This window comes from Nostoc sp. NMS7 (assembly GCF_017115085.1).
GTDB lineage: Bacteria > Cyanobacteriota > Cyanobacteriia > Cyanobacteriales > Nostocaceae > Nostoc.
In genome coordinates this window covers 74,618-93,850 of record NZ_JABXKJ010000247.1, presented here as the reverse complement: position 1 = coordinate 93,850, position 19,233 = coordinate 74,618, and the positions used below count along the sequence as shown (strand labels likewise).

Below are 19,233 nucleotides of genomic sequence, written 5' to 3'. Positions count from 1 at the left end.
GATTAAAAACAAGAATTCATGCTCCAATCAAACAACGCCCTGATTATTTTTGGGTTAGGGCGATTCCCCAAATAGATGAGTTAAAACAAGTCGCAAGCGGCACCCTGAGCTACGTCGAAAGGTAAGTTTTGTGACGGGGATTTAGACCCCGACCCAAAACTTACCGGTTATTGAACTGGGGGACTTAAACCCACGGTACTCGATTAAAAAAACCAACCGTAAGAATGCAAACCTTTACCCAACAGATTCACACCTAGATAACAAACCCAAACGACAACAAAGCCGGTGGCGGCTAAAATTGCGGGACTGCGCCCTTGCCAACCGCGAGTGATCCGGGCGTGGAGGTAGGCGGCAAACACTAACCAAGTGATTAATGCCCAAGTTTCTTTAGGGTCCCAACTCCAGTAGGAACCCCAAGCTTCGTTAGCCCAAACACCACCAGCAATGATCCCAATTGTCAACAGGGGAAATCCTAGTCCGATAATGCGATAGCTGATATTGTCGAGGGTTTCGGCAAGGCTAAGGCGCTGGGGTGAAAGAGGTTCGCCTGATGCTATTTGAGGCTCAGAAGTAGATACTAAATTCAAAACAGCGATGTTAGCGTTCCCGTTGCCGTTGCTACTACTTTCAAAACGAGCAAAGCCGTTATTTTCCACAAAAGGGGCTGGTGGTTGAGAAATTAACTCAGATGCTTTGTGCAAGCGGTAGCCGTTGCTGCGATAGCCACCAGTACCTACAGAACTACCTTGTAGTTGGATGTTTTGACCGCGAGTGACAACTAAAAAAGCGATCGCTAATAACGAACCCACCATTAAAGCCGAATAACTCAACATCATCACACTGACATGCATCATCAGCCAATTTGACTTTAAGGCAGGTACTAGGGGTTCTGACGTTTGCATCTGGGATGGTAACGTCAAGGTAGCAAAAGCAGCGATCAACATTGCTACCGGGGATGTAACAACTCCTACTAAGCGGCTACGGCTACTATTTTCAGCAATTAGATGAACGGTAGTAATTCCCCAAGTTAAGAAAAACAGAGATTCATAGAGATTACTTAAGGGAAAATAACCAGCTTCTATCCATCGTGCCCCTAATAGAGTCGCCATACATAAATTAGCGATCGCCATTCCAGCTGTCCCCAAAGCGGCTAGATAAGGCAGATTCGGAAAAGCTGCTCCTCCCCAATACACCAGCATTGTCAGGAATAATATGGCAAAAGAGGCATTGTCCAGCCAGTTTTGGAGTACAACCAGATTCATAAAATGTTCTCTCCGTGGATAATTTAAAATATCGATTCTGACTATTGTGATCCTATATGCTTACAGGGTCATGAAACTGGGAAATAGGGAATGGGGCATTGGGCATTGGGCATGAGTTATTCCCCTTGTCCCCCTCATCCCCCTCATCCCCCTCATCTCCCTTATCTCCCCACTCCCCTATTTAACAGAGTTCCCCTTATTGCTTCCTGGACTAGGCAAAACAGTCGAGTTCGTAACTTTTTTTAGTCCGATAAAAATGTCGTAGATGTTACTGCGATTGTCGCTGACAGCAGATGTCATCCCAATTAAGCGCGTTGCATCTAGCAAAGTTTGTTGATTGGTGGTGAGAATTGTTGGGGGAAGATTTTTCACAGTTCGTTCCACATCCAGGAAAAATTGACCATTTGTCGGATTTGGTTCTGTAGGAACTGTTTGTTGGAAGGGAAGAGTGCTAGCTAGTGTATTGTTGGGTTTGGGAACAATTTTATCACTGATGGGAGCGCCCACTACAAGAAAAGCGACATCTCCATCTAACCAGCCGTGGGTGGCCGTTAACGTACCATAAGGCGAAACCCAGTTAATAACGGGTTGACCTGCGACTTTTGCCGGTTGCACTTGGAACTGGTATTGATTTCTCATCACGTCATCAAGCTGTTTTAAGGATGTTTCAGCTGATTGGCGTAGGCTTTGCCCACCCTTAGCATCGCTTGCCTGTACCATGAACACTAAAGCCGCACGAAAATCATCTGGTGAACCTTGTTTTGGAGTAGTCGGAATCACTGATAGAGAAAATTCGCCTTTCATCCAACTGAGCAAATCCTTATCTAAATCGAGATTGGTAAGAGATTTTATACTACCTCTGATCTGTTCTGGTGCGATCGGCGAGAGAGGATTTCCCTGAGATGTTAAAACGTAATCTCCCCACGACCTCTGTAAGTTACCCCCAGATAACATCATTAAGGTTTCGGCTGGTAGGCGGCTTTGCATTTCCCCAGCTTTGTTTTCCACCGCCAGCACACGTTGACTATTAGGGTTTAGCCAAGAAACGCCCTTGAAGCGGATTCCTTCTGGCTCTAAAGTCATTGTCCCCGCTAAACCTTGGTTATTTTGCAGTTGAGCTAAAACTTGAGCAGGTAAGGGGCGGTTTGGAGAAGCTGCGGCGATTTTGGCTGCTGTTGGCACATTTACGTAAAACTGGGCAAAGGGTTGGTAATTGCCAATTTTCTGAAAATTCTCAGCAAAGCCCCCAGTTGTGGCTAGGGATGTTTTATTTTTGTAGGCATCGATCGCTCGTTCTGTAGTTTTGAGACTATCAGTTATGACTAAAAAACGCCCATCTAGTAATGCTGCGGAGAAGTTTTCTCCTGCTTGTCCCTGATTTTGTTTGATGGCGATCCCTTGATAATTCCGGTCAATCCATTTGCCTTGTTTAAGGGTTTTGGGTTGTGCCAAAATGCTTTTGGCGATTTCTGGGTTTTTCACTGGCAATACCATTACCATCGACTGCTGATCATTGCCAGCATCTCCATTGGTGGTAACTGGTTTGGGTGCAGGTTTACTCGCTGTATCTGGGGCAAGAATTGCGATCGTGATATCATTGCCTACCCAAGGAGCGATATCTTTCTGGAAGTCGTAACCATTATTAGTTAGAAAGCGATCGCGCAATTGTACTAAATTTTTGTCCAGTTCTGTTTGGGTTTCTCTTGTCCCAAACTGGCGCAATTGCTGCCATTGCTGGGGATCAGTTGTCAGAGAAACCGCAAACAGGGCATCACCAGGAATCATATTTGCACCTACTAGCAAATCGCTCCAATATGGTTGTCTTTGGCTTAACAACCGGTATGCTATACTCCCCCCACCAATCAATAACCCAGCCGCCGAGAGCGTCAACACCAAAGACGGTTTTTTATTTTTATTTTTCTTCATCGGAACAGACACAAGAGGCGGTGCCATTGAAACCTATACCTCATACTTGCAAACTCATTACTTGTTTGATTGGTTAAGTTAACCAAAAAGTTTCTCGTTATCTAGGGCAGTTAACTGCATAAATTTCTCCATCCTAGACATTGATGATATTTCCGTAATCAACCTTCCCGACTGTTTCAAAACCGGTGCTTTAGTAGTTAGTTATCTTTTTTAACACGCTTTGTTGAATTTCGCTGGACGCTTCCTTTGGACGGTTGCCTCTGCGGAAATTTTTCGAGAGTTAAATCCGTCATTTCAAGCACTTTGAGGATATACCTAACTTGGGCATTGCTGCAAGTCATCAGCAACCCACACTACCTTCTATTTACAGAACTTACATCTGTTGTATTGACTTTATCTAACCTAGAACAATTCAGTATCCGGGATTTCGCATGGATTACCAATCTTAGAAATCAGATATGTTGATGAATTATAATTTTTCGGAATTTGTATCATTTTGATGCCAAACAGTTGTTGTTTTTGCTGAGGATGAAGTGCTAATCTTTTTAATTAAAAATTAATTGAATTTTGAATTAGAGTCTACTTTTTCAAAAAAGCACGCGGGAGCATCTCAGTGAAAGCAAATATACCAGATGAGAAACAATATTCTTGCTCCCTCTCCGAACTCACGGAGAGGGTTGGGGTGAGGTTTTACAAGGCTTTTTACACTCATTGAGATGCCCCGCACGCTATGTGCAGCGTCTGGTAGATAAGCGGTACTAGGCTGATGCTGGATAAGAACACGTTTGAATTTTTCAATGGTATTATGCCTCAGCATTAACAGCACTCAGCTGCATAGAACCCAAATATTTGGTTAAATAAGGCGAAAAAACTTCATAAATCAAAGTTAGTGGCTGTCCATGATGCCAAAACAAGTAGTGGCGACCCCAAAAAGGCCCAGTTACATTAAAACCAGACTCTAGCGCCGATGAGTCACCGTAGTAAATTCCTCGAACATCCCGATACAACTCTGTGCGAAGACGAGCTAAACTCGCCCAAATTGGTAATGAACGATTTTGCAAATACTCATCTACATGACTGGCTTCCCACCAGGAAGTAGCATAGGCTAATCGCTGACCCGAAGCGGTACGCAGCCACACTTGTCGTCGTAGTCGCGGACTTGGGACAGCTTGGATTAACTCAGGAGCATCATCTAAGTCCATGCCAATCAATGACATATCAATCACATCTACTTCTATAGGCTCACCTGTGAGCAATTCTAAATGACGTGTTGGGGAGCCGTCACCCAAAAGCATTATCTGCCAGGCAGGTGCTAGCTGAGTGTGAGGTAAACTTTGTTGAATTATTTCCTCCCCTCCTTGCCAAATCGGAGTGAGGCGATGCCAAGCTCCTGGCAGTGTTAAGTTGTTTGTCGGCGTAAAAGTAATAGTCAATGCTTTTTACAAAACTTCACCTATTTCTATAAAAGCATAAAAAAGTAGAACTTTGGCAAGGCAACAATGCTTGGTGGGGAGTAGGGAAAGGTTTTTTCCTTTTGTCAAATTTTTTAGCTACGTAATTAGCACTTCAATGCTTCAGATCAGGACTAAAGTCCTTACTACAAACTTATTTACCAAGCATTGTTGCCTTGAGGGGGTACTAAAAGTAAGTTCAGATTTAAGGGTCAATAGTCTGAGGTTTTTTGACCCTTGACTATTGACCCTATGACTAGACAAGCAAAAATGCGGATGGCGAGACTCGAACTCGCAAGGCAAAGCCACACGCACCTCAAGCGTGCGCGTATACCAATTCCGCCACATCCGCATGGTTTGTCTAAAGATAGACTATAGCATAAGAAAATAATTATAGTAAGGTGATATCTAAATTCAGTTGCTTAAAAATCTAAATTTTCTCAAGGCGGTATCAGACTGACAGAAATCTAGCAGCTGCACAAGTGATATTAAAAAGGGTAGAGCTAGTGTGTTTGATAAGGTGTGATGGCTTTTGGGATGTCTACGACGGTTACTGAGCTTGCCGAAGTACGGGCTACGCCGGAGCAAAAGCCCAGTTTGGTAAGCTAGCTAAGACTTACAGCAGTAATGTTGTTAGTGTAGTAAGACTGTAGAGGCAGCAACCTGCAATCTGAAGTTTTCTTAGAATCAGGGTGGTGAATCTCCTGTGATAATTTTAAATAGTGCGAAAGCCTCGTTTCAAGTTGGATCAGAGAAAATGTCAATCTACTGGTAATGATATCGAAGCTAAAAAATGAAGTTTGACAAAATATTAATTGCCAATCGGGGAGAAATCGCTCTTCGCATTCTCCGCGCCTGTGAAGAAATGGGAATTGCGACAGTTGCGGTTCACTCCACCGTTGACCGTAATGCTCTCCACGTCCAACTTGCTGATGAAGCGGTTTGCATTGGCGAACCTGCTAGCAGCAAAAGTTATTTGAATATTCCCAATATTATTGCTGCTGCACTGACGCGCAATGCTACAGCTATTCATCCAGGTTATGGCTTTTTAGCAGAAAATGCTCGGTTTGCGGAAATCTGTGCCGACCATCATATTGCTTTTATCGGCCCAACTCCAGAAGCTATGAGGCGGATGGGGGATAAATCCACTGCCAAAGAAACCATGCAAAAAGCTGGAGTGCCGACAGTACCAGGTAGTGAGGGGTTGGTAGAATCCGAAGAAGAAGGATTAAGATTTGCTAAGGATATCGGCTATCCAGTAATGATCAAAGCTACAGCCGGTGGCGGTGGACGGGGTATGCGCCTAGTTCGTTCTGAAGATGAATTTGTGAAACTTTTCCTCGCAGCCCAAGGTGAAGCAGGAGCAGCTTTTGGTAATTCTGGTGTTTACATAGAAAAATTTATTGAACGTCCCCGCCACATCGAATTTCAAATTTTGGCGGATAACTACGGTAATGTTATCCACTTGGGCGAACGTGATTGCTCTATTCAACGCCGCAATCAAAAGCTACTGGAAGAAGCACCAAGTCCGGCTCTCGACCAAGACTTGCGTGAGAAGATGGGACAAGCTGCTGTCAAAGCTGCCCAATTCATTAATTACACTGGGGCGGGTACTATCGAGTTCCTCTTGGATAGATCCGGTAAATTCTACTTTATGGAAATGAACACCCGGATTCAAGTAGAACATCCTGTAACAGAGATGATTACTGGGATAGATTTAGTTGTCGAACAAATTCGGATTGCCCAAGGAGAAAGACTTAAGCTTACCCAAGAGCAAGTAGTCTTGCGAGGTCATGCGATCGAATGTCGGATCAACGCCGAAGACCCCGATCATGACTTTCGCCCTTCTCCTGGACGCATTAGCGGCTATCTTCCCCCTGGTGGCCCTGGTGTTCGGATTGATTCTCACGTTTACACAGATTACCAAATCCCTCCTTACTACGATTCCTTGATCGGCAAGTTAATTGTTTGGGGACCAGACAGACCCACTGCTATTAACCGCATGAAACGCGCACTCCGGGAATGTGCCATCACTGGACTACCCACCACCATCGGGTTTCATCAAAAAATTATGGAGAATCCACAGTTTTTGCAGGGGAATGTCTATACAAATTTTGTGCAGGAAATGAACGGTTAGGGGAGTGGGGAGTGGGGAGATGAGGGGGATGAGGGAGATGAGGGGGACAAGGGGGACAAAGGGAATAACTCATGCCCAATACTTCTCTACGAGAGGCTACGCCAACGGCTTCTCTACGAGACGCTGTTCGCGTTCGCTCAGTACAAGTGCCCAATGCCCCATCCCTAATTCACACGAGATAGCATAGTCAGCAATCCTTGCTGACCTAGCAGGATTTCTCGCAGGAGGCTGAAGATACCAACCCAAATAATCGGTGTAATATCTACCCCGCCTATAGGTTGCACCACCTTTCGCAAGGGGATTAAAAATGGCTCAGTCGGCCAAGCGATTAAATTAAAGGGCAAACGATTCAGATCCACTTGCGGATACCAAGTGAGAATGATCCGGAATATAAATAATAGTGTCATCAGCCCTAACACAGGGCCGAGAATCCAAGCAGTCAGGTCAACACTAGTCATCGGTTTCAGCTACTATCTATCTGTGAAGAAAGAAAAACTTAGGCAACAGCAAGACCTTCTCCTGTGGGAGATGCTACGCGAACGGGTGACGCTCCGGCATCGCTAACGCTGGCTTACTGGGCTTTGCTCCGGCGTAGCCCGCACTTCTCTACGAGACGCTGCGCGTAGCTTGCTTCCACGAAGTGGTACGACAAAGCTCAGTGACCATCGTAGACATCGCCAGAAAATTTTAAGCTTTGTAAAGCACTCTCATGATCATTTTAACCAAATGCTGTCCCTTCCTTCCGAAATCGAAAAGCAAACTCGCTCACGCGGTTAACTCAACAATCGGTGAAAGCAGTTCCCAAGTTTGGCAGTTCAGAGTTAGAGGCTTCTCAAGAAAGTAATACACTATTAAAATTAGGATGAAGTGTGTAAAAAAAGGTTTAGAAGTATGACGCCTTCTTTAGCAAATTTTCTTTGGAGTCTGCTTTGGGGTAGTGCAATTGTTGTAGTACCTGTTACAGTTGGTCTAATTTTCATTAGCCAGAAAGATAAAATTCAGCGTTCATAATGCTTATGAGAGTCAATTCGACTCTTATAACCGATTGTCTGTTAGCTATTTATAATTACACCAAAAGCAGCAGTATTTGCCGCTAGGAGCAGTTGTAGCTGACAGACATAGGTTTTTTTTCTTTTCGGTGAACAGCTTCAGAGCTTCTTTGCCAGAGGCTCTGAAGCTTCAATATATCGTGACTAAATAGAGTAGTGATTTTAATTGTGACTCGCTAACATAGATTTGATATTGGGAAAACAGCAATGATAAATTTTGGGCTGAACTCAGCCAGTTTTCTGGCTCAGGTTAATTTTGGGGCAAACTCAGCCAGTATTCTAGGAATTTTCCTGGCTGTGGCTGGGGCAGCACTGTATTTTCTCCGCACTGTGCGTCCAGAATTGTCACGGGATCAAGATATCTTTTTTGCGGCAGTCGGCTTGCTCTGCGGCTTCATTCTTGTCTTTCAAGGATGGCGGCTAGACCCGATTTTACAATTTGGTCAACTGCTTTTAGTCGGCACAACTGTGTTTTTTGCAGTTGAAAGTATTCGCCTACGGAGTATAGCTACCCAGCAAGCAAAGCGCAACACTCCGATTGTGGACGAAGACCGACCGGTTAGCGATCGCTATGAGTACAATAATCGCAGAAAGTATGAAGCTGAAATGGATGCGGACTTAGATCCACTGCCTTATGAAGAAGAGGAGCGCCCTGTGCGTCCCCGGATTCGAGGAAGTAGGGATGAGATTTCAACTCGTGATGACTACTACCAGGAGCAATCCCCCCGTCGTTCAGAACGCCGCAGCAGTAGTGAAAAACAGACTCCATCTGATAAAACACGTCGGCGGACTTCTGGGCGTCCGGTGAATCGGCCTTCTGAAAACTCTGAAGAAGAAAATTGGGGTTCTTCATCTAGACAAGTTGATGATTGGGAAAGTTCAGGTGGGGAAGTCAGAAAACCTTCTCGTCGCAGTAATAACGAGTCCCAGCGTCCCGAAAGTCGGGAAGATGATGTTGCTCCCAGACCAAGAAGGCGTCGTCCACCCACTGACTCAACTCCGAGAAGATCGCGCGAAGATGATGAGGCGATCCCAACTGATTATGTACCATACAACCCGATTGAAAAGCCAGATGAGAGGCCAGATAATTCGACCGATTTTGATGACGATGTATAAAACAGTTGGCGTGGAAGTAGATTTAGAGGCGACGGAAAACAGTTGAGGTGGAAAAATTTACGCCGACATTTTGGCTCCAAAGACCAATTCATTGGAGCCTGGTTTTTGGTTTAACAAGTTTGCTTGTATCTTGTGGTTCTAACGATATTCCCATAGGGCCTACTTCCCTCAACAGTCGCTACACCGAAGATCAACCTGCTTTGAGCGGAAATGGGCGCTTTTTAGCGTTTGTATCTAATCGGAATGGTAATCAGCAGCTACTAGTCTACGATTTGGAGAGGCAACTGTTTATTAGCACACCGGGGATAAACCGACAAGAGACAATTGCCGAAAGTCCTAGCTTGAGCTACACAGGGCGTTATATTTCTTATCTGACTAGCGACCAAGGTAGACCAGTGGTGGCGCTTTACGATCGCGCTACACAACAGTCGCAAATCGTCACACCAACCTATCGCGGCTGGGTGAGAAAACCAAATATCAGCCCAGATGGACGTTATGTTGTCTTTGAAACCGCCAGCCGTGGTCAGTGGGATATTGAAGTCCTAGACCGGGGGCCAAATATTGAGTTAGATATTCCTAATGGTGCAACTGTCGGTTCACCTCCGTAGGGGAAAAAGTTAGGAGTTAGAAGTTAGGAGTTAGGAGTTGGAGAGACGCATCCAAACAAACAGCGATCGCACCAAACCCACCAAAGCAAAACCCCACAGCTAGAGACGCGCTACAGGGTGAGAATTGGGGTTATAGGCAGGGCTATTTCATTCTCATCTAGTCCGCCTCAGAATGAATTCTGAGTCTAATAGCGAAAGTCGTCTAAAGACGACTAAGAAAAGGTTATAGTCCGTTTTAACGGACTTTAGCTATGAGCCTCTGAACTTCAGTTCTGGGCAGTTTCTGTCTAGAACGAAATAGCCCTGGGGTTATAGGGGAATGGGTGATTGATTGGGTGTGACGGGGTCAGGGCGGGTTAGGGTGTTTACTCCGCTTGTAATTCTCTTCCTAAATTCAATTAGGGCTTGTTCCTCTGTACTAACTACAACCCGGTTAGGTTTTGCCCTCATAATTGTTAAATAATGTTAAAAAGCCTCCTCATCATCTGGATGTGTCTTTACATAAGTTCTCAGTTCGGCTTCGCTTAATTGTTGATAGTTACTCATTGAATTAATTCCTCGCCGTTACTTAAAATTTCTACTTGAATTGTTTCGCCGATTAACACTACGATTTATATGAAACGTGTTTTTTTTATACCTGTATTTTTCTGCTTAAGTTTATTGACTGGGTGTTTTGGCTACCCTCGTATTTTGAGTTATCCCTTTGATCCGGGGGGTCGCAGTCTCAACAGTTTAGCGTCGGAATTAAACCCCCAAATCTCTGGGAGATACATTGTTTTTATTACTGACCGACGGGGTAGCCAAGATGTTTATATGTTTGATACGGTGACTCGTGATTTGGTTGATTTGCCGGGTTTAAACTCCTTTGATGCGATCGCAAATCATCCTAGCGTTTCACAAGATGGTCGTTATATTGTGTTTGGTGCTAGCCGTCAGGGGCGATCGGCTATTTTTCTCTACGACCGAGAAACACGCCAATCACGAAATTTGACTAATAATCTGCAAGCAGAAGTCCGCAACCCGACAATTAGCGCTGATGGGAGTAGGATTGCTTTTGAATCTAGTAACAACGGCCAGTGGGATATTTTAGTATATGACCGGAATGGACAGCCTTTGAATATACCTCAGGAACCGCGTTGAACTAAAGTTAGGAGTTAGGAGTTAAAATTCCTAACTTATAACTCTTAACTTTTGTTTTCTACTTGTTGCACAGATTCAATGAGCGATCGCACTTGTTCTGTCCCTTCTGAAGGTTCAAATGACAGGGGAAACTTACCCCGGAGGATCATTCGCAAACCGAGGGGTGCAAGACTGAGTAATCCTTTTAAATCCCGAAAGTAGTTACCGACTACTTGTAAACCAAATTGACGTTCATCAATCCAACCACCTTCTTTAACTAAATCTACCAACACTTTTCGGTGACGAAGTGAACGACTATCGCTAGCTTGTTTGTGGGTGAGAATTTCTTGTTTAATTTTGGTGATTTGTTCTAATGGTGCAACTTCCATTGGACAAACTGAATCGCAGTATAAACAACGGGTGCAACCCCATACGCCTTTAGTACCTTCGTTGTAGCTTTCTAAGCGATTTTGGGTGTCAGTATCGCGGGAATCTGCTACCATCCGGTAAGCTTTGGCAAGGGCATGGGGGCCTACAAAGTCTGGATTAACTTCAAGGGCATTGCATTCAGAGTAACAAGCACCGCACATAATACAGTTGCCAGTTTGATCGAGGCGCGATCGCTCTTGTGGTGTTTGCAAAAACTCTCTTTCTGGTACTTGTCGTGCTGCTGTACTCACATAAGGAGCAACTGCCTCTAGATTGTTCCAGAAACTGCTCATATCGACAACCAAATCCTTAATCACGGGCATATTGCCCAGAGGCGCGATCGTGATTTCGGCAATGGTATTTACTTTACTTTCAGATGATGCTATTTGTTGTAATCTGGCAAGTTCACTACCAACATTTTCCTTACAAGCTAAAGCCGAACGCCCATTAATTCGCATAGCACAGCTACCACAAATAGTATTGCGGCAATTTTTGCGAAACGCTAAGGTTCCATCTTGCTCCCACTTAATATGATTGAGGCAATCCAGGATTGTATTACCTGCTTGAGCCTCTACAAGGTAGGTTTGCACAACGGGGGAGGAATTTTGTTGCTGTCGAATGACCTTAAAAATAACTTCCATGACCACTAACCAAAATTTTAAAATTGCTTCACCTGCCTTAACAATCATCAGTCAAGGTAGGTCGTTGCGAAAAGTGAGCTATGCTTTTTTTGCCCTTAATTCAAATCCTGGTGTTAATAGGCTGACGATGAAAGAGCGACTGATTCTAGTTTAAGGATAACCATTAAAGCTTTACTTGTAGCATCGCTGTAGGCAAGATTTGTGTCAACTTCTGAGTAAAAACGCCAAAAATGTAATCGCAGCTTTGGATTGAATTTACCTGTTTGGGAATCTAAAGCAAAGGGTGTTTGCTTAGAAAGGGACTTAGATTTATTTTTGACCTAGCGATCATATCCAGTTTAATTAAATGCTTATCAGGTTAGCAACACCTCTTGATGTCAGCTTGAGTCATGCAGTCCTCGCTGGGAAATTCCGCCTTCGCTACCGCTTGACGGAATTTTTTGATTATATAGAAATGTAAAACCACATATTCAATATATAGTAGTAGCAATCAAGCGTTAGGCAGATGTTAAGAGATTTATTCTTACCATAGACAGACGTACAAAATTCTCTGGCCGCTTTTGAGCTTACGGGAATAAATCGAGGAAAAATCCTCACCACTTTCAAAGAAAAGTTCTTGCACCGGGAATCCCTAATCCGCGAGACTTTGAGATTTTAGTCTCCTCTCAATCAATAAAATCTTGGATTTAACTCATTGGTCAAAACTGCTCATCTATATTAGATAAATTTTTCTAAAAGCCATAGGGCAATACTCACGCTTGCAATAAAGGGTTACAAAAATCCCCAAGCTTTAAGTCCAGAAATTTAAATAAAAATTTACCAGCAACTTTAATTCAAAATTAAACAACTATTTTGCTATTATTAGTCCATGCTAGTATTTAATATAAAATTACGAACTGACAAAACCAGAATCAATAGCCGTATAAGCGCGGCTACTACTGCTTTGTTGATTCGGAATGTAGAGACAAGAAAATTCGCGTCTCTACTGGCAGGACAAAAGGGCAGATGCCCATAGGACTCTATTGAAATACTATGCAGTCCTAAGCTTGAGAGTAGAAGTAGAGAAAACTCTACTTGCTCATTGGCCGGAACGGCAAGCACTAAAAGTGGAAAACCTGCAATTTTTTGGGACTACGACTTATTTGTAGTAGAACCAACCCAATTTGTTAAGGTAGCTGAAAGTTACACCGCTAGAGTAGCGCCAAAAGAGAAAACAATTTCGTTTCTGATGGCGAATAATGGTTAAAAGTGCCGTGAAATCAGCCAAATTAATGTCTGTGGCAACTATGACCTCTAATTTGTTGTGGACAACCATATATAGGAGTGCTTTTGGCTCCTATCAGCAGGAATTCACCCGTTACACTAGAGTCCTCAGTAGCTCTATGCAAATGCTAAAAAGTCAAATGCTGGCATGAGACTACATCGTTTATCAATTTGGAGAAAGTAAGGAAAATTTGAGCATAATGACTGAAACTGCAACCGCGCCATTAACCGGAAAAGCATTACTTGGTAAAGTAAAAGAACTTTCCACTTTACCACGCCGAGAAAGAGCTAAACAGTGTGGCTATTACACTGTTACTAAGAATAACCAGGTTCGTGTCAATCTCACGGATTTTTATGACGCTTTGCTATCGGCTAGAGGAATTCCTCTAAGTCCAGAAGCACCTAAAGATGGTCGTGGTCGTGAACCGACATATCGGGTTAGTGTCCATCAAAATGGTCAGATTGTGATTGGTGCCACATATACCAAAGCAATGGGCTTAAAAGCTGGAGATGAGTTTGAAATTAGGCTGGGATACAAGCATATTCACCTGATTCAACTGGGTGAAACCGATAAAAAACTAACCTCACAAGATGTAGACTCCGACGACTCGGACGAAGATTTGGAAGAGGAAGAGTAAATTTGCTGATGGTAGGGATAAGTTTCAGGTGATGATAACTTGTCCTTACCCGGACAGCAAACTAGTAGCTCTATTTAGAGAATTTTGTCCAAGTGAAAAATACGATTAGACCCCTTGCAGGAGTCACCAAATTTAGTAGACTCTTGATTAATCAGCAAGAAATCTATAGTGCAAGAAGTCTATCGTGTTTTTTTTGTTAATTTTGATAACTTTCTTTGAGCCTTCGATCAACGCCTTACTAGCGTTTATGGAAAATGCACCAGCACTAGTTATAGTGATGGCATTTTTTGTTTTCTGGATAGTTTGCTGGTTGCCGATCGCAACAGTATCAGCAATATTGCTCAATTGGCAACCTCCCAAACCTTTGCAGCCAGAGCAAAAGATGCCGTTATTGTTGTCACTCTACCTATTAGCTCCCCTGATTCTGTGGGGAGTTAGTTGGCTGACCAATAAATCTTTTTCGGATTACGGCTTTGTTGGGAATCTTTCAACTCTTGGTTCTTTAGCACTAGGTTTCGGTTTGGGAGTGGTCAGCCTAGCTATTGTATTTAGTGGGCAATTTGGGTTAGGTTGGTGTTCTTTTGAAAAGACGAATTTCAAGTTACTGCTACCGATCTTGCTACCGATTTTCTTGATAGCGTTATTAGTCGGTGGGATAGAAGAGTTAGTTTTTCGCGGTTTCCTGTTCACTGAATTAGCGCAGGATTACCCCGTTTGGGTAGCAGCAGCAATTTCTAGCTTGATTTTTGCCTTGCTACACCTGGTTTGGGAGCAACGCGAAACCGCACCCCAACTTCCTGGATTATGGCTGATGGGAATGTTGCTGGTGTTGGCACGCTTTGCTTCTAACGGCAATTTGGGTTTAGCTTGGGGACTGCACGCGGGATGGATATGGGCGATCGCAACCCTAGATACAGCAGAATTAATTACTTACACTGGTAAAGTCTCTGACTGGTTCACAGGTAAGAATAAAAAACCTCTAGCTGGCTTGGCGGGAATTATTTGTGTATTCGGAACTGGAGTGATTATCTGGCTTTTCTCTAGGTATTTTTAATTTCGCGTTCAGGTGCAATATTTGAGAGGCAAGCCTGCTAACGAAGCAATATCTTGCAAAGACGGGGAAGCCATGCAGAATTAAGATAGAACTGGAGCAGAAGTCTATGGCATACAGTGATTTTAGTCTCGCTAAAGTAAGAAATGCATTTGGCTTAACTCTGGAAGAGACACGTAATCTGTTTCTGACTGTAGGGGGTGTCCAGCCATCCGACTTACTGAAGCGGTTGCTAGATGAGAACTTAACTTTAGCAACTGCTATCAACAGCGAAAAAGCCCGCTCTGAGTTCTTAATCGCTCCGATTCTGTCTGAAGTAAGGCGACAGTTAGATTATAAAATCAGCTTATTTTCAGGTACAGAGTTCAATGTTGATCCGGCTCAAGGACTCTCAGGTTTTTGTGACTTCATCCTCAGTGCATCTGGTGAACAGTATTTTATCAGCGCTCCAGTAGTAACTGTTGTAGAGGCCAAAAATGACAATATCATCACTGGATTGGGGCAATGTGCAGCCACAATGATTGCTGCTCAGATATTTAATCAAAGAGCAGGAAATGAGATTTCAGTCATCTATGGAGCAGTGACAAGTGGAACCGCTTGGAAATTCTTAACTTTAGAACAGAATACTGTTTGTATTGACTCAGTAGAATACCATATTAATTCCGTCGATAAGATTCTGGGAATTATATTGCAGACCTTTAAGAGTTCCTTGTCTAAAACCTTAGTTTAGAGAAATGGTAAGTAGGTAGGCATAAATAAAGTTAAAATACGGCGGGCAGGACTTCGGCGTGAGCGCTACTTCTCTTCTTAGGCTGCGCCAACGACAACGCTACTTCGACCCTTCTCTACGAGACGCTACGCGAACGGCAACGCGTCGCTCAGTACCCAACTCTTGGAGACGCTACGCGAACGGCAAGCTCAGGGCAGGCAAAGTCAGTACAAGTCAGTCGAACGCTGCCCACCCCACAAGAGATGATTAATTTTTGTGGGGTGGGCGTCTCGCTCGCTAGAGATTCGTTACTTAATCCCTAATATTTAACCCCCAAAACCAGGGATTAAACGCTTGAGGGCGCGATCAACAACGTGGCCATAGCGCAGTTCTCCACACATAATCTTACCCATGATTTGGGGAGCAGAGGGGTGCTTAACACCAACTTTGTAGCCTATGTTGGAAAACCGATAGAATGCTCCAGCTAATTTTTGTGCCCAAGCCATTTCATTACCCCACTCTTCATTAATGGTTTCGCTATATTTTTCTAAAGCGTTAGTGTCACCAGAAAGTGCTTCATTAATGGTTGCTGCTGCAAGCAAACCGCTAAAAATTGAGGGGCGAATACCTTCTGCTGTCATGGGATCAACCACACAAGCAGCTTCCCCAGCCAAAAGCGCATTTTGGGTGTGCAGCTTTTGATTACCATCCCAAATACATAGAGGATGACCGTATTGCTTGCTGGTTTTCAGGTCTAAATTAAAAGATTTGGCATACTCATCTAAAATCTTTTTAAAGTCCTGAGGTTGACGACCAATGAAGGTTCCTACACCTATTGAATAACCATCAGCTTTGGGGAAGTTCCACATATAGCCGTTTTTGACCAAGCCAAACTCAAAATGAATTGTGGGTTTGTTTTCTCTAATGCCAGGAATTTCTGCCTCCAAAGCCCCCGTGAGGATGCGTTTACGTTCTTTAAAGCCTAGCCATTTTGCCATTAGCCCTTTGGCACCATCAGCCGCGATTAAATAGCGACCTGTAACTGAACCATTAGCTGTGTTAACTTGCCAATAGTCACTTTGAAACTCAATACCAGTAACTTCAGTATTATCTCGTAGTTCAGCCCCTTGCTTCTGTGCTTGTTGCACTAGGAAATGGTCAAAAATGTCTCGTCGCACCATCCAAATCGGTTCTTTTGTGGCGAGTTTTGCTTCCACGGGGTCGTCCAATTTCCAGGTAAAGCGCAGGGAGTCGGCTTTCATAGAAATGGCTGGGCTAAAATCAAAGTCAAACCATTGAGCGATCGCTGGAGAGACACCACCGCCACAAGGTTTATATCTTGGTAGGGATTCTTTTTCTAATACTAATACTGAGCGACCTTGCTTGGCTAAATGATATGCAGCTGTTCCACCAGCTGGGCCAGCACCGACGATGATGCAGTCGTACATATGGCTGAATTTTTGCTCCTAAATTAGTTTATTTTTTATTAAGTAGGGGCAATTCATGAATCGCCCCTACTTAATCGATTTTTGTTAGATACTTAAGAAATGATAAAGGCTGAAGAATTTATTCATCATCCTTCAGCCTTTATATTTCAGACTTTTGACTTTAAACAGTCGTGATGTCTTTTTCTTTTTCTGCCAGCAATTCGTCTATTCTGGCACTGTATTTGTTTGTGAGTTTTTGCAGTTTGTCTTGCTGATCTCGTGCTTCATCTTCAGGAATTTCGGCGTTTTTTTCCTGTTTGCGAATGGCATCTATGGCATCGCGGCGGATGTTGCGAATAGCAACACGACCTTCTTCAGCATACTTAGATGCCATTTTGACAAATTCTTTACGGCGATCACTTGTTAAGGGCGGAATGTTCAGCCGAATCACAGAACCGTCATTGCTGGGGGTTAAACCGACATCAGATAAAGAAATCGCTTTTTCGACTATATTTAAACTGCTGCGATCGTAGGGTTGAATTAAGATTGTCGTGGCATCTGGTGTGCTAATGTTTGCCAGTGATTTCAACGACGTAGGCGAACCGTAATAATCTACCGATACCTTATCTAATAGACTCGCATTGGCGCGACCAGTGCGAATTGTGTTAAAAGCTCGTTGAGTCGCCTCAACGGTTTTTTGCATCGTACTCTCAGCTTCAGCTAATTTCACAAGAACCTCCCACAAGGGTACCGATGGATTCTCCCATGACTGCTCGGTGGATGTTACCTCGCACCGTTAGGTCAAATACTAAAATTGGGATATTATTTTCTTTACACAAGGCGATCGCAGTACTATCCATCACTCGCAAATCTTTGGCTAAAACGTGTGCGTAAGTAAGGCTATTGTAACGCTTGGCGTCAGGATAAATATGAGGATCAGCATCATATACCCCATCTACTTTAGTGGCTTTAAAAATCACCTCCGCATCAATTTCTGCGGCTCTTAATGCCGCAGTAGTATCTGTAGTAAAAAAGGGATTTCCCGAACCAGCACCAAAAATTACCACCCGCCCTTTTTCAAGATGGCGGATGGCACGACGACGGATATACGGTTCTGCTAATTCTTGCATAGCGATCGCAGTTTGCACCCGCGTCTGTACTCCTATATGTTCTAGCGAATCTTGCAACGTCATGGCATTCATTACCGTGGCAATCATCCCTATGTAGTCAGCTGTTGCCCTGTCCATTCCCGCCGACGCCGCTTTCACGCCACGAAAAATATTGCCACCGCCAACAACGATGGCCATTTGAACGCCAGTGGCGATCACCTCTGCTACCTCTTGTGCTATTCCTTTGACCACTTCTGGATCAATGCCATAGCCCATGTTGCCCATTAAGGCTTCACCGCTCAGTTTGAGTAAAACCCGTCGGTAATTCGTTCCCATGAAGTTCCGCTTTATCAAAAAAGTTGCAATTGCCTCCAATTTAAGATAGCAGTTACAGCGACTATCTATGTCTAATTACGCCAAATCAATGTCGTACCGATTGGTTCTGTTTGTGGTATATCTATTTTTTGACTAAGAAGCAGAGAAGCGATCGCAGTTCTCAAATAATCCTCTCCCACCGATGATCGGTCTTGAGGATGATCGTCAATTTGACCTTTGTACCGTACTATACCGTTACTATCTATTAAAAAGGCCATTGGGGTTTTTGTCGCCCCAAAACTGCGGCTGACATCTTGCGTCGAGTCCCACAAATAGGGGAAATTCAAGTCGTGACGCCGGGCAAAAGCTTTCATATTTTCCAAGCTGGGACTAGAGTCGCGATCGCCATTACTACCATTCACGCCAATTAGTGTAAAGCCTTCTGGGGCAAATTCGGCTTGAATATTTTTTAACTTGTCTATATACCACTCTACATAAGGACAGTCGTTACACATAGAAATGACACCGACTGCTCGGAACTTCTCAAGATAACGCCTGAGATGGTGTACTTGATCATCAATTCCTGGTATTTCAAAATCTGGTGCGTAACTCCCAACAGGAGTATCAATTGTTTCTACTAGATTCATGTTTTCTGGCTCGCAGAACTAAGAACAAGAAAAATATTGTTAAATTTAGCGTCAGTTTCCAGTTGCAAACCACCCCTTAGCCGATGCCTCATATTTGACAATTTTATAGACTTGATTGGCTGTCGTAAATTGTGAAACTACTGAATCTAGCACTGATGCTAATTCCCTCACATCTAAAAATAGCAAAAATATTACTCACATTACAAAAGTCGTGATTTTTAATACTGACACAATCTAAGTTGTTATAACTTACGCAAAACTAGACGCGCTCAGGGGCAATTCATGAATTTCTCCTACTTAAAAATTAGGGTTTCAGCTATTGTTTGTGTAAGTTGT

Annotated in this window: 19 protein-coding genes and 1 tRNA gene; 9 read left to right on the top strand and 11 right to left on the bottom strand. The window is 43.6% G+C overall.

The features are described from left to right. Positions 1–203: 203 nt before the first annotated feature. The 4 genes from ccsB to HWQ38_RS34460 form a co-directional block, all read right to left on the bottom strand. The gene (gene ccsB / locus HWQ38_RS34475) at positions 204–1,262 is read right to left on the bottom strand and encodes a c-type cytochrome biogenesis protein CcsB (RefSeq protein WP_292803079.1); all 1,059 of its coding nucleotides are present in this window, start codon (positions 1,260–1,262) and stop codon (positions 204–206) included. Between the two features lie 177 nt (positions 1,263–1,439). Beyond that, positions 1,440–3,215 carry a DUF3352 domain-containing protein gene (locus HWQ38_RS34470; protein WP_292803076.1) on the bottom strand — a complete coding sequence of 592 codons (1,776 nt, stop codon included), beginning with the start codon at positions 3,213–3,215 and terminating at the stop codon, positions 1,440–1,442. Positions 3,216–3,991: 776 nt separating this feature from the next. Beyond that, positions 3,992–4,621 carry a chorismate lyase gene (locus HWQ38_RS34465; RefSeq protein ID WP_292803073.1) on the bottom strand — a complete coding sequence of 210 codons (630 nt, stop codon included), beginning with the start codon at positions 4,619–4,621 and terminating at the stop codon, positions 3,992–3,994. Positions 4,622–4,910: 289 nt separating this feature from the next. Continuing rightward, positions 4,911–4,991, bottom strand: a tRNA-Leu gene (locus HWQ38_RS34460). A 441-nt stretch (positions 4,992–5,432) separates the two neighbouring features. Between HWQ38_RS34460 and accC the strand changes: the two genes are divergently transcribed. Further along, entirely contained in the window at positions 5,433–6,776 is a 1,344-nt protein-coding gene (gene accC, locus HWQ38_RS34455) for an acetyl-CoA carboxylase biotin carboxylase subunit (protein ID WP_292803070.1), read from the top strand. A gap of 164 nt (positions 6,777–6,940) precedes the next feature. Here the strand turns inward: accC and HWQ38_RS34450 are convergent, their stop codons facing one another. Next, a complete protein-coding gene (locus HWQ38_RS34450; RefSeq protein WP_292803067.1) occupies positions 6,941–7,234 on the bottom strand; it encodes a YggT family protein in 294 nt (97 codons plus the stop codon). Positions 7,235–7,667: 433 nt separating this feature from the next. Between HWQ38_RS34450 and HWQ38_RS34445 the strand changes: the two genes are divergently transcribed. From HWQ38_RS34445 to HWQ38_RS34435, 3 genes are all read left to right on the top strand, one after another. After that, the gene (locus tag HWQ38_RS34445) at positions 7,668–7,787 is read left to right on the top strand and encodes a photosystem II reaction center X protein (protein ID WP_292803064.1); all 120 of its coding nucleotides are present in this window, start codon (positions 7,668–7,670) and stop codon (positions 7,785–7,787) included. 245 nt (positions 7,788–8,032) lie between these two features. Further along, complete coding sequence (locus tag HWQ38_RS34440) at positions 8,033–8,941, top strand: Ycf66 family protein (protein WP_292803062.1); 909 nt, start codon at positions 8,033–8,035, stop codon at positions 8,939–8,941. Positions 8,942–8,988: 47 nt separating this feature from the next. After that, complete coding sequence (locus HWQ38_RS34435; RefSeq protein ID WP_292803059.1) at positions 8,989–9,549, top strand: hypothetical protein; 561 nt, start codon at positions 8,989–8,991, stop codon at positions 9,547–9,549. 309 nt (positions 9,550–9,858) lie between these two features. Here HWQ38_RS34435 and HWQ38_RS40685 read toward each other — a convergent pair whose 3' ends face one another. Beyond that, complete coding sequence (locus tag HWQ38_RS40685; protein WP_366933374.1) at positions 9,859–9,999, bottom strand: hypothetical protein; 141 nt, start codon at positions 9,997–9,999, stop codon at positions 9,859–9,861. Positions 10,000–10,164: 165 nt separating this feature from the next. Here HWQ38_RS40685 and HWQ38_RS34425 point away from each other — a divergent pair, with 165 nt between their 5' ends. Then, entirely contained in the window at positions 10,165–10,689 is a 525-nt protein-coding gene (locus HWQ38_RS34425) for a Tol biopolymer transporter periplasmic protein (RefSeq protein WP_292803056.1), read from the top strand. 44 nt (positions 10,690–10,733) lie between these two features. On the opposite strand, the gene HWQ38_RS34420 is transcribed toward HWQ38_RS34425, so the two are convergent. Then, the gene (locus tag HWQ38_RS34420) at positions 10,734–11,738 is read right to left on the bottom strand and encodes a succinate dehydrogenase/fumarate reductase iron-sulfur subunit (RefSeq protein WP_292803277.1); all 1,005 of its coding nucleotides are present in this window, start codon (positions 11,736–11,738) and stop codon (positions 10,734–10,736) included. Between the two features lie 1,463 nt (positions 11,739–13,201). Between HWQ38_RS34420 and HWQ38_RS34415 the strand changes: the two genes are divergently transcribed. The 4 genes from HWQ38_RS34415 (at position 13,202) to HWQ38_RS34400 (ending at position 15,670) form a co-directional block, all read left to right on the top strand. Continuing rightward, complete coding sequence (locus HWQ38_RS34415; RefSeq protein ID WP_292803053.1) at positions 13,202–13,639, top strand: AbrB family transcriptional regulator; 438 nt, start codon at positions 13,202–13,204, stop codon at positions 13,637–13,639. 184 nt (positions 13,640–13,823) lie between these two features. Beyond that, the gene (locus tag HWQ38_RS34410) at positions 13,824–14,693 is read left to right on the top strand and encodes a CPBP family intramembrane glutamic endopeptidase (RefSeq protein WP_366933373.1); all 870 of its coding nucleotides are present in this window, start codon (positions 13,824–13,826) and stop codon (positions 14,691–14,693) included. 106 nt (positions 14,694–14,799) lie between these two features. Beyond that, positions 14,800–15,420, top strand: a complete 621-nt coding sequence (locus tag HWQ38_RS34405) for a hypothetical protein (protein WP_292803047.1) — start codon at positions 14,800–14,802, stop codon at positions 15,418–15,420. Between the two features lie 58 nt (positions 15,421–15,478). Then, complete coding sequence (locus HWQ38_RS34400; protein WP_292803044.1) at positions 15,479–15,670, top strand: hypothetical protein; 192 nt, start codon at positions 15,479–15,481, stop codon at positions 15,668–15,670. Between the two features lie 55 nt (positions 15,671–15,725). Here HWQ38_RS34400 and HWQ38_RS34395 read toward each other — a convergent pair whose 3' ends face one another. From HWQ38_RS34395 to HWQ38_RS34380, 4 genes are all read right to left on the bottom strand, one after another. Further along, positions 15,726–16,847 (bottom strand): geranylgeranyl reductase family protein, encoded by a 1,122-nt coding sequence (locus HWQ38_RS34395; RefSeq protein WP_292803041.1) that lies wholly within the window; start codon positions 16,845–16,847, stop codon positions 15,726–15,728. Between the two features lie 160 nt (positions 16,848–17,007). Beyond that, positions 17,008–17,556: a ribosome recycling factor gene (frr, locus tag HWQ38_RS34390; RefSeq protein WP_292803038.1), complete on the bottom strand. Its 549-nt coding sequence runs from the start codon at positions 17,554–17,556 to the stop codon at positions 17,008–17,010. After that, on the bottom strand, positions 17,543–18,271 hold the full coding sequence (gene pyrH / locus HWQ38_RS34385; RefSeq protein WP_292803035.1) for a UMP kinase: 729 nt from the start codon (positions 18,269–18,271) through the stop codon (positions 17,543–17,545). The genes frr and pyrH overlap by 14 nt, the downstream gene beginning before the upstream one ends. 71 nt (positions 18,272–18,342) lie before the next feature. After that, the gene (locus HWQ38_RS34380; protein WP_292803032.1) at positions 18,343–18,897 is read right to left on the bottom strand and encodes a thioredoxin family protein; all 555 of its coding nucleotides are present in this window, start codon (positions 18,895–18,897) and stop codon (positions 18,343–18,345) included. Between the last annotated feature and the right edge of the window lie 336 nt (positions 18,898–19,233).

What these genes read in the sequence shown, in the direction of transcription:
- ccsB (WP_292803079.1), bottom strand. Translation starts at nt 1,262, where the DNA reads ATGAATCTGGTTGTACTCCAAAACTGGCTGGACAATGCCTCTTTTGCC.
- HWQ38_RS34470 (WP_292803076.1), bottom strand. Translation starts at nt 3,215, where the DNA reads ATGGCACCGCCTCTTGTGTCTGTTCCGATGAAGAAAAATAAAAATAAA.
- accC (WP_292803070.1), top strand. Translation starts at nt 5,433, where the DNA reads ATGAAGTTTGACAAAATATTAATTGCCAATCGGGGAGAAATCGCTCTT.
- HWQ38_RS34450 (WP_292803067.1), bottom strand. Translation starts at nt 7,234, where the DNA reads ATGACTAGTGTTGACCTGACTGCTTGGATTCTCGGCCCTGTGTTAGGG.
- HWQ38_RS34445 (WP_292803064.1), top strand. Translation starts at nt 7,668, where the DNA reads ATGACGCCTTCTTTAGCAAATTTTCTTTGGAGTCTGCTTTGGGGTAGT.
- HWQ38_RS34440 (WP_292803062.1), top strand. Translation starts at nt 8,033, where the DNA reads ATGATAAATTTTGGGCTGAACTCAGCCAGTTTTCTGGCTCAGGTTAAT.
- HWQ38_RS40685 (WP_366933374.1), bottom strand. Translation starts at nt 9,999, where the DNA reads ATGAGGGCAAAACCTAACCGGGTTGTAGTTAGTACAGAGGAACAAGCC.
- HWQ38_RS34425 (WP_292803056.1), top strand. Translation starts at nt 10,165, where the DNA reads ATGAAACGTGTTTTTTTTATACCTGTATTTTTCTGCTTAAGTTTATTG.
- HWQ38_RS34420 (WP_292803277.1), bottom strand. Translation starts at nt 11,738, where the DNA reads ATGGAAGTTATTTTTAAGGTCATTCGACAGCAACAAAATTCCTCCCCC.
- HWQ38_RS34415 (WP_292803053.1), top strand. Translation starts at nt 13,202, where the DNA reads ATGACTGAAACTGCAACCGCGCCATTAACCGGAAAAGCATTACTTGGT.
- HWQ38_RS34405 (WP_292803047.1), top strand. Translation starts at nt 14,800, where the DNA reads ATGGCATACAGTGATTTTAGTCTCGCTAAAGTAAGAAATGCATTTGGC.
- HWQ38_RS34395 (WP_292803041.1), bottom strand. Translation starts at nt 16,847, where the DNA reads ATGTACGACTGCATCATCGTCGGTGCTGGCCCAGCTGGTGGAACAGCT.
- pyrH (WP_292803035.1), bottom strand. Translation starts at nt 18,271, where the DNA reads ATGGGAACGAATTACCGACGGGTTTTACTCAAACTGAGCGGTGAAGCC.
- HWQ38_RS34380 (WP_292803032.1), bottom strand. Translation starts at nt 18,897, where the DNA reads ATGAATCTAGTAGAAACAATTGATACTCCTGTTGGGAGTTACGCACCA.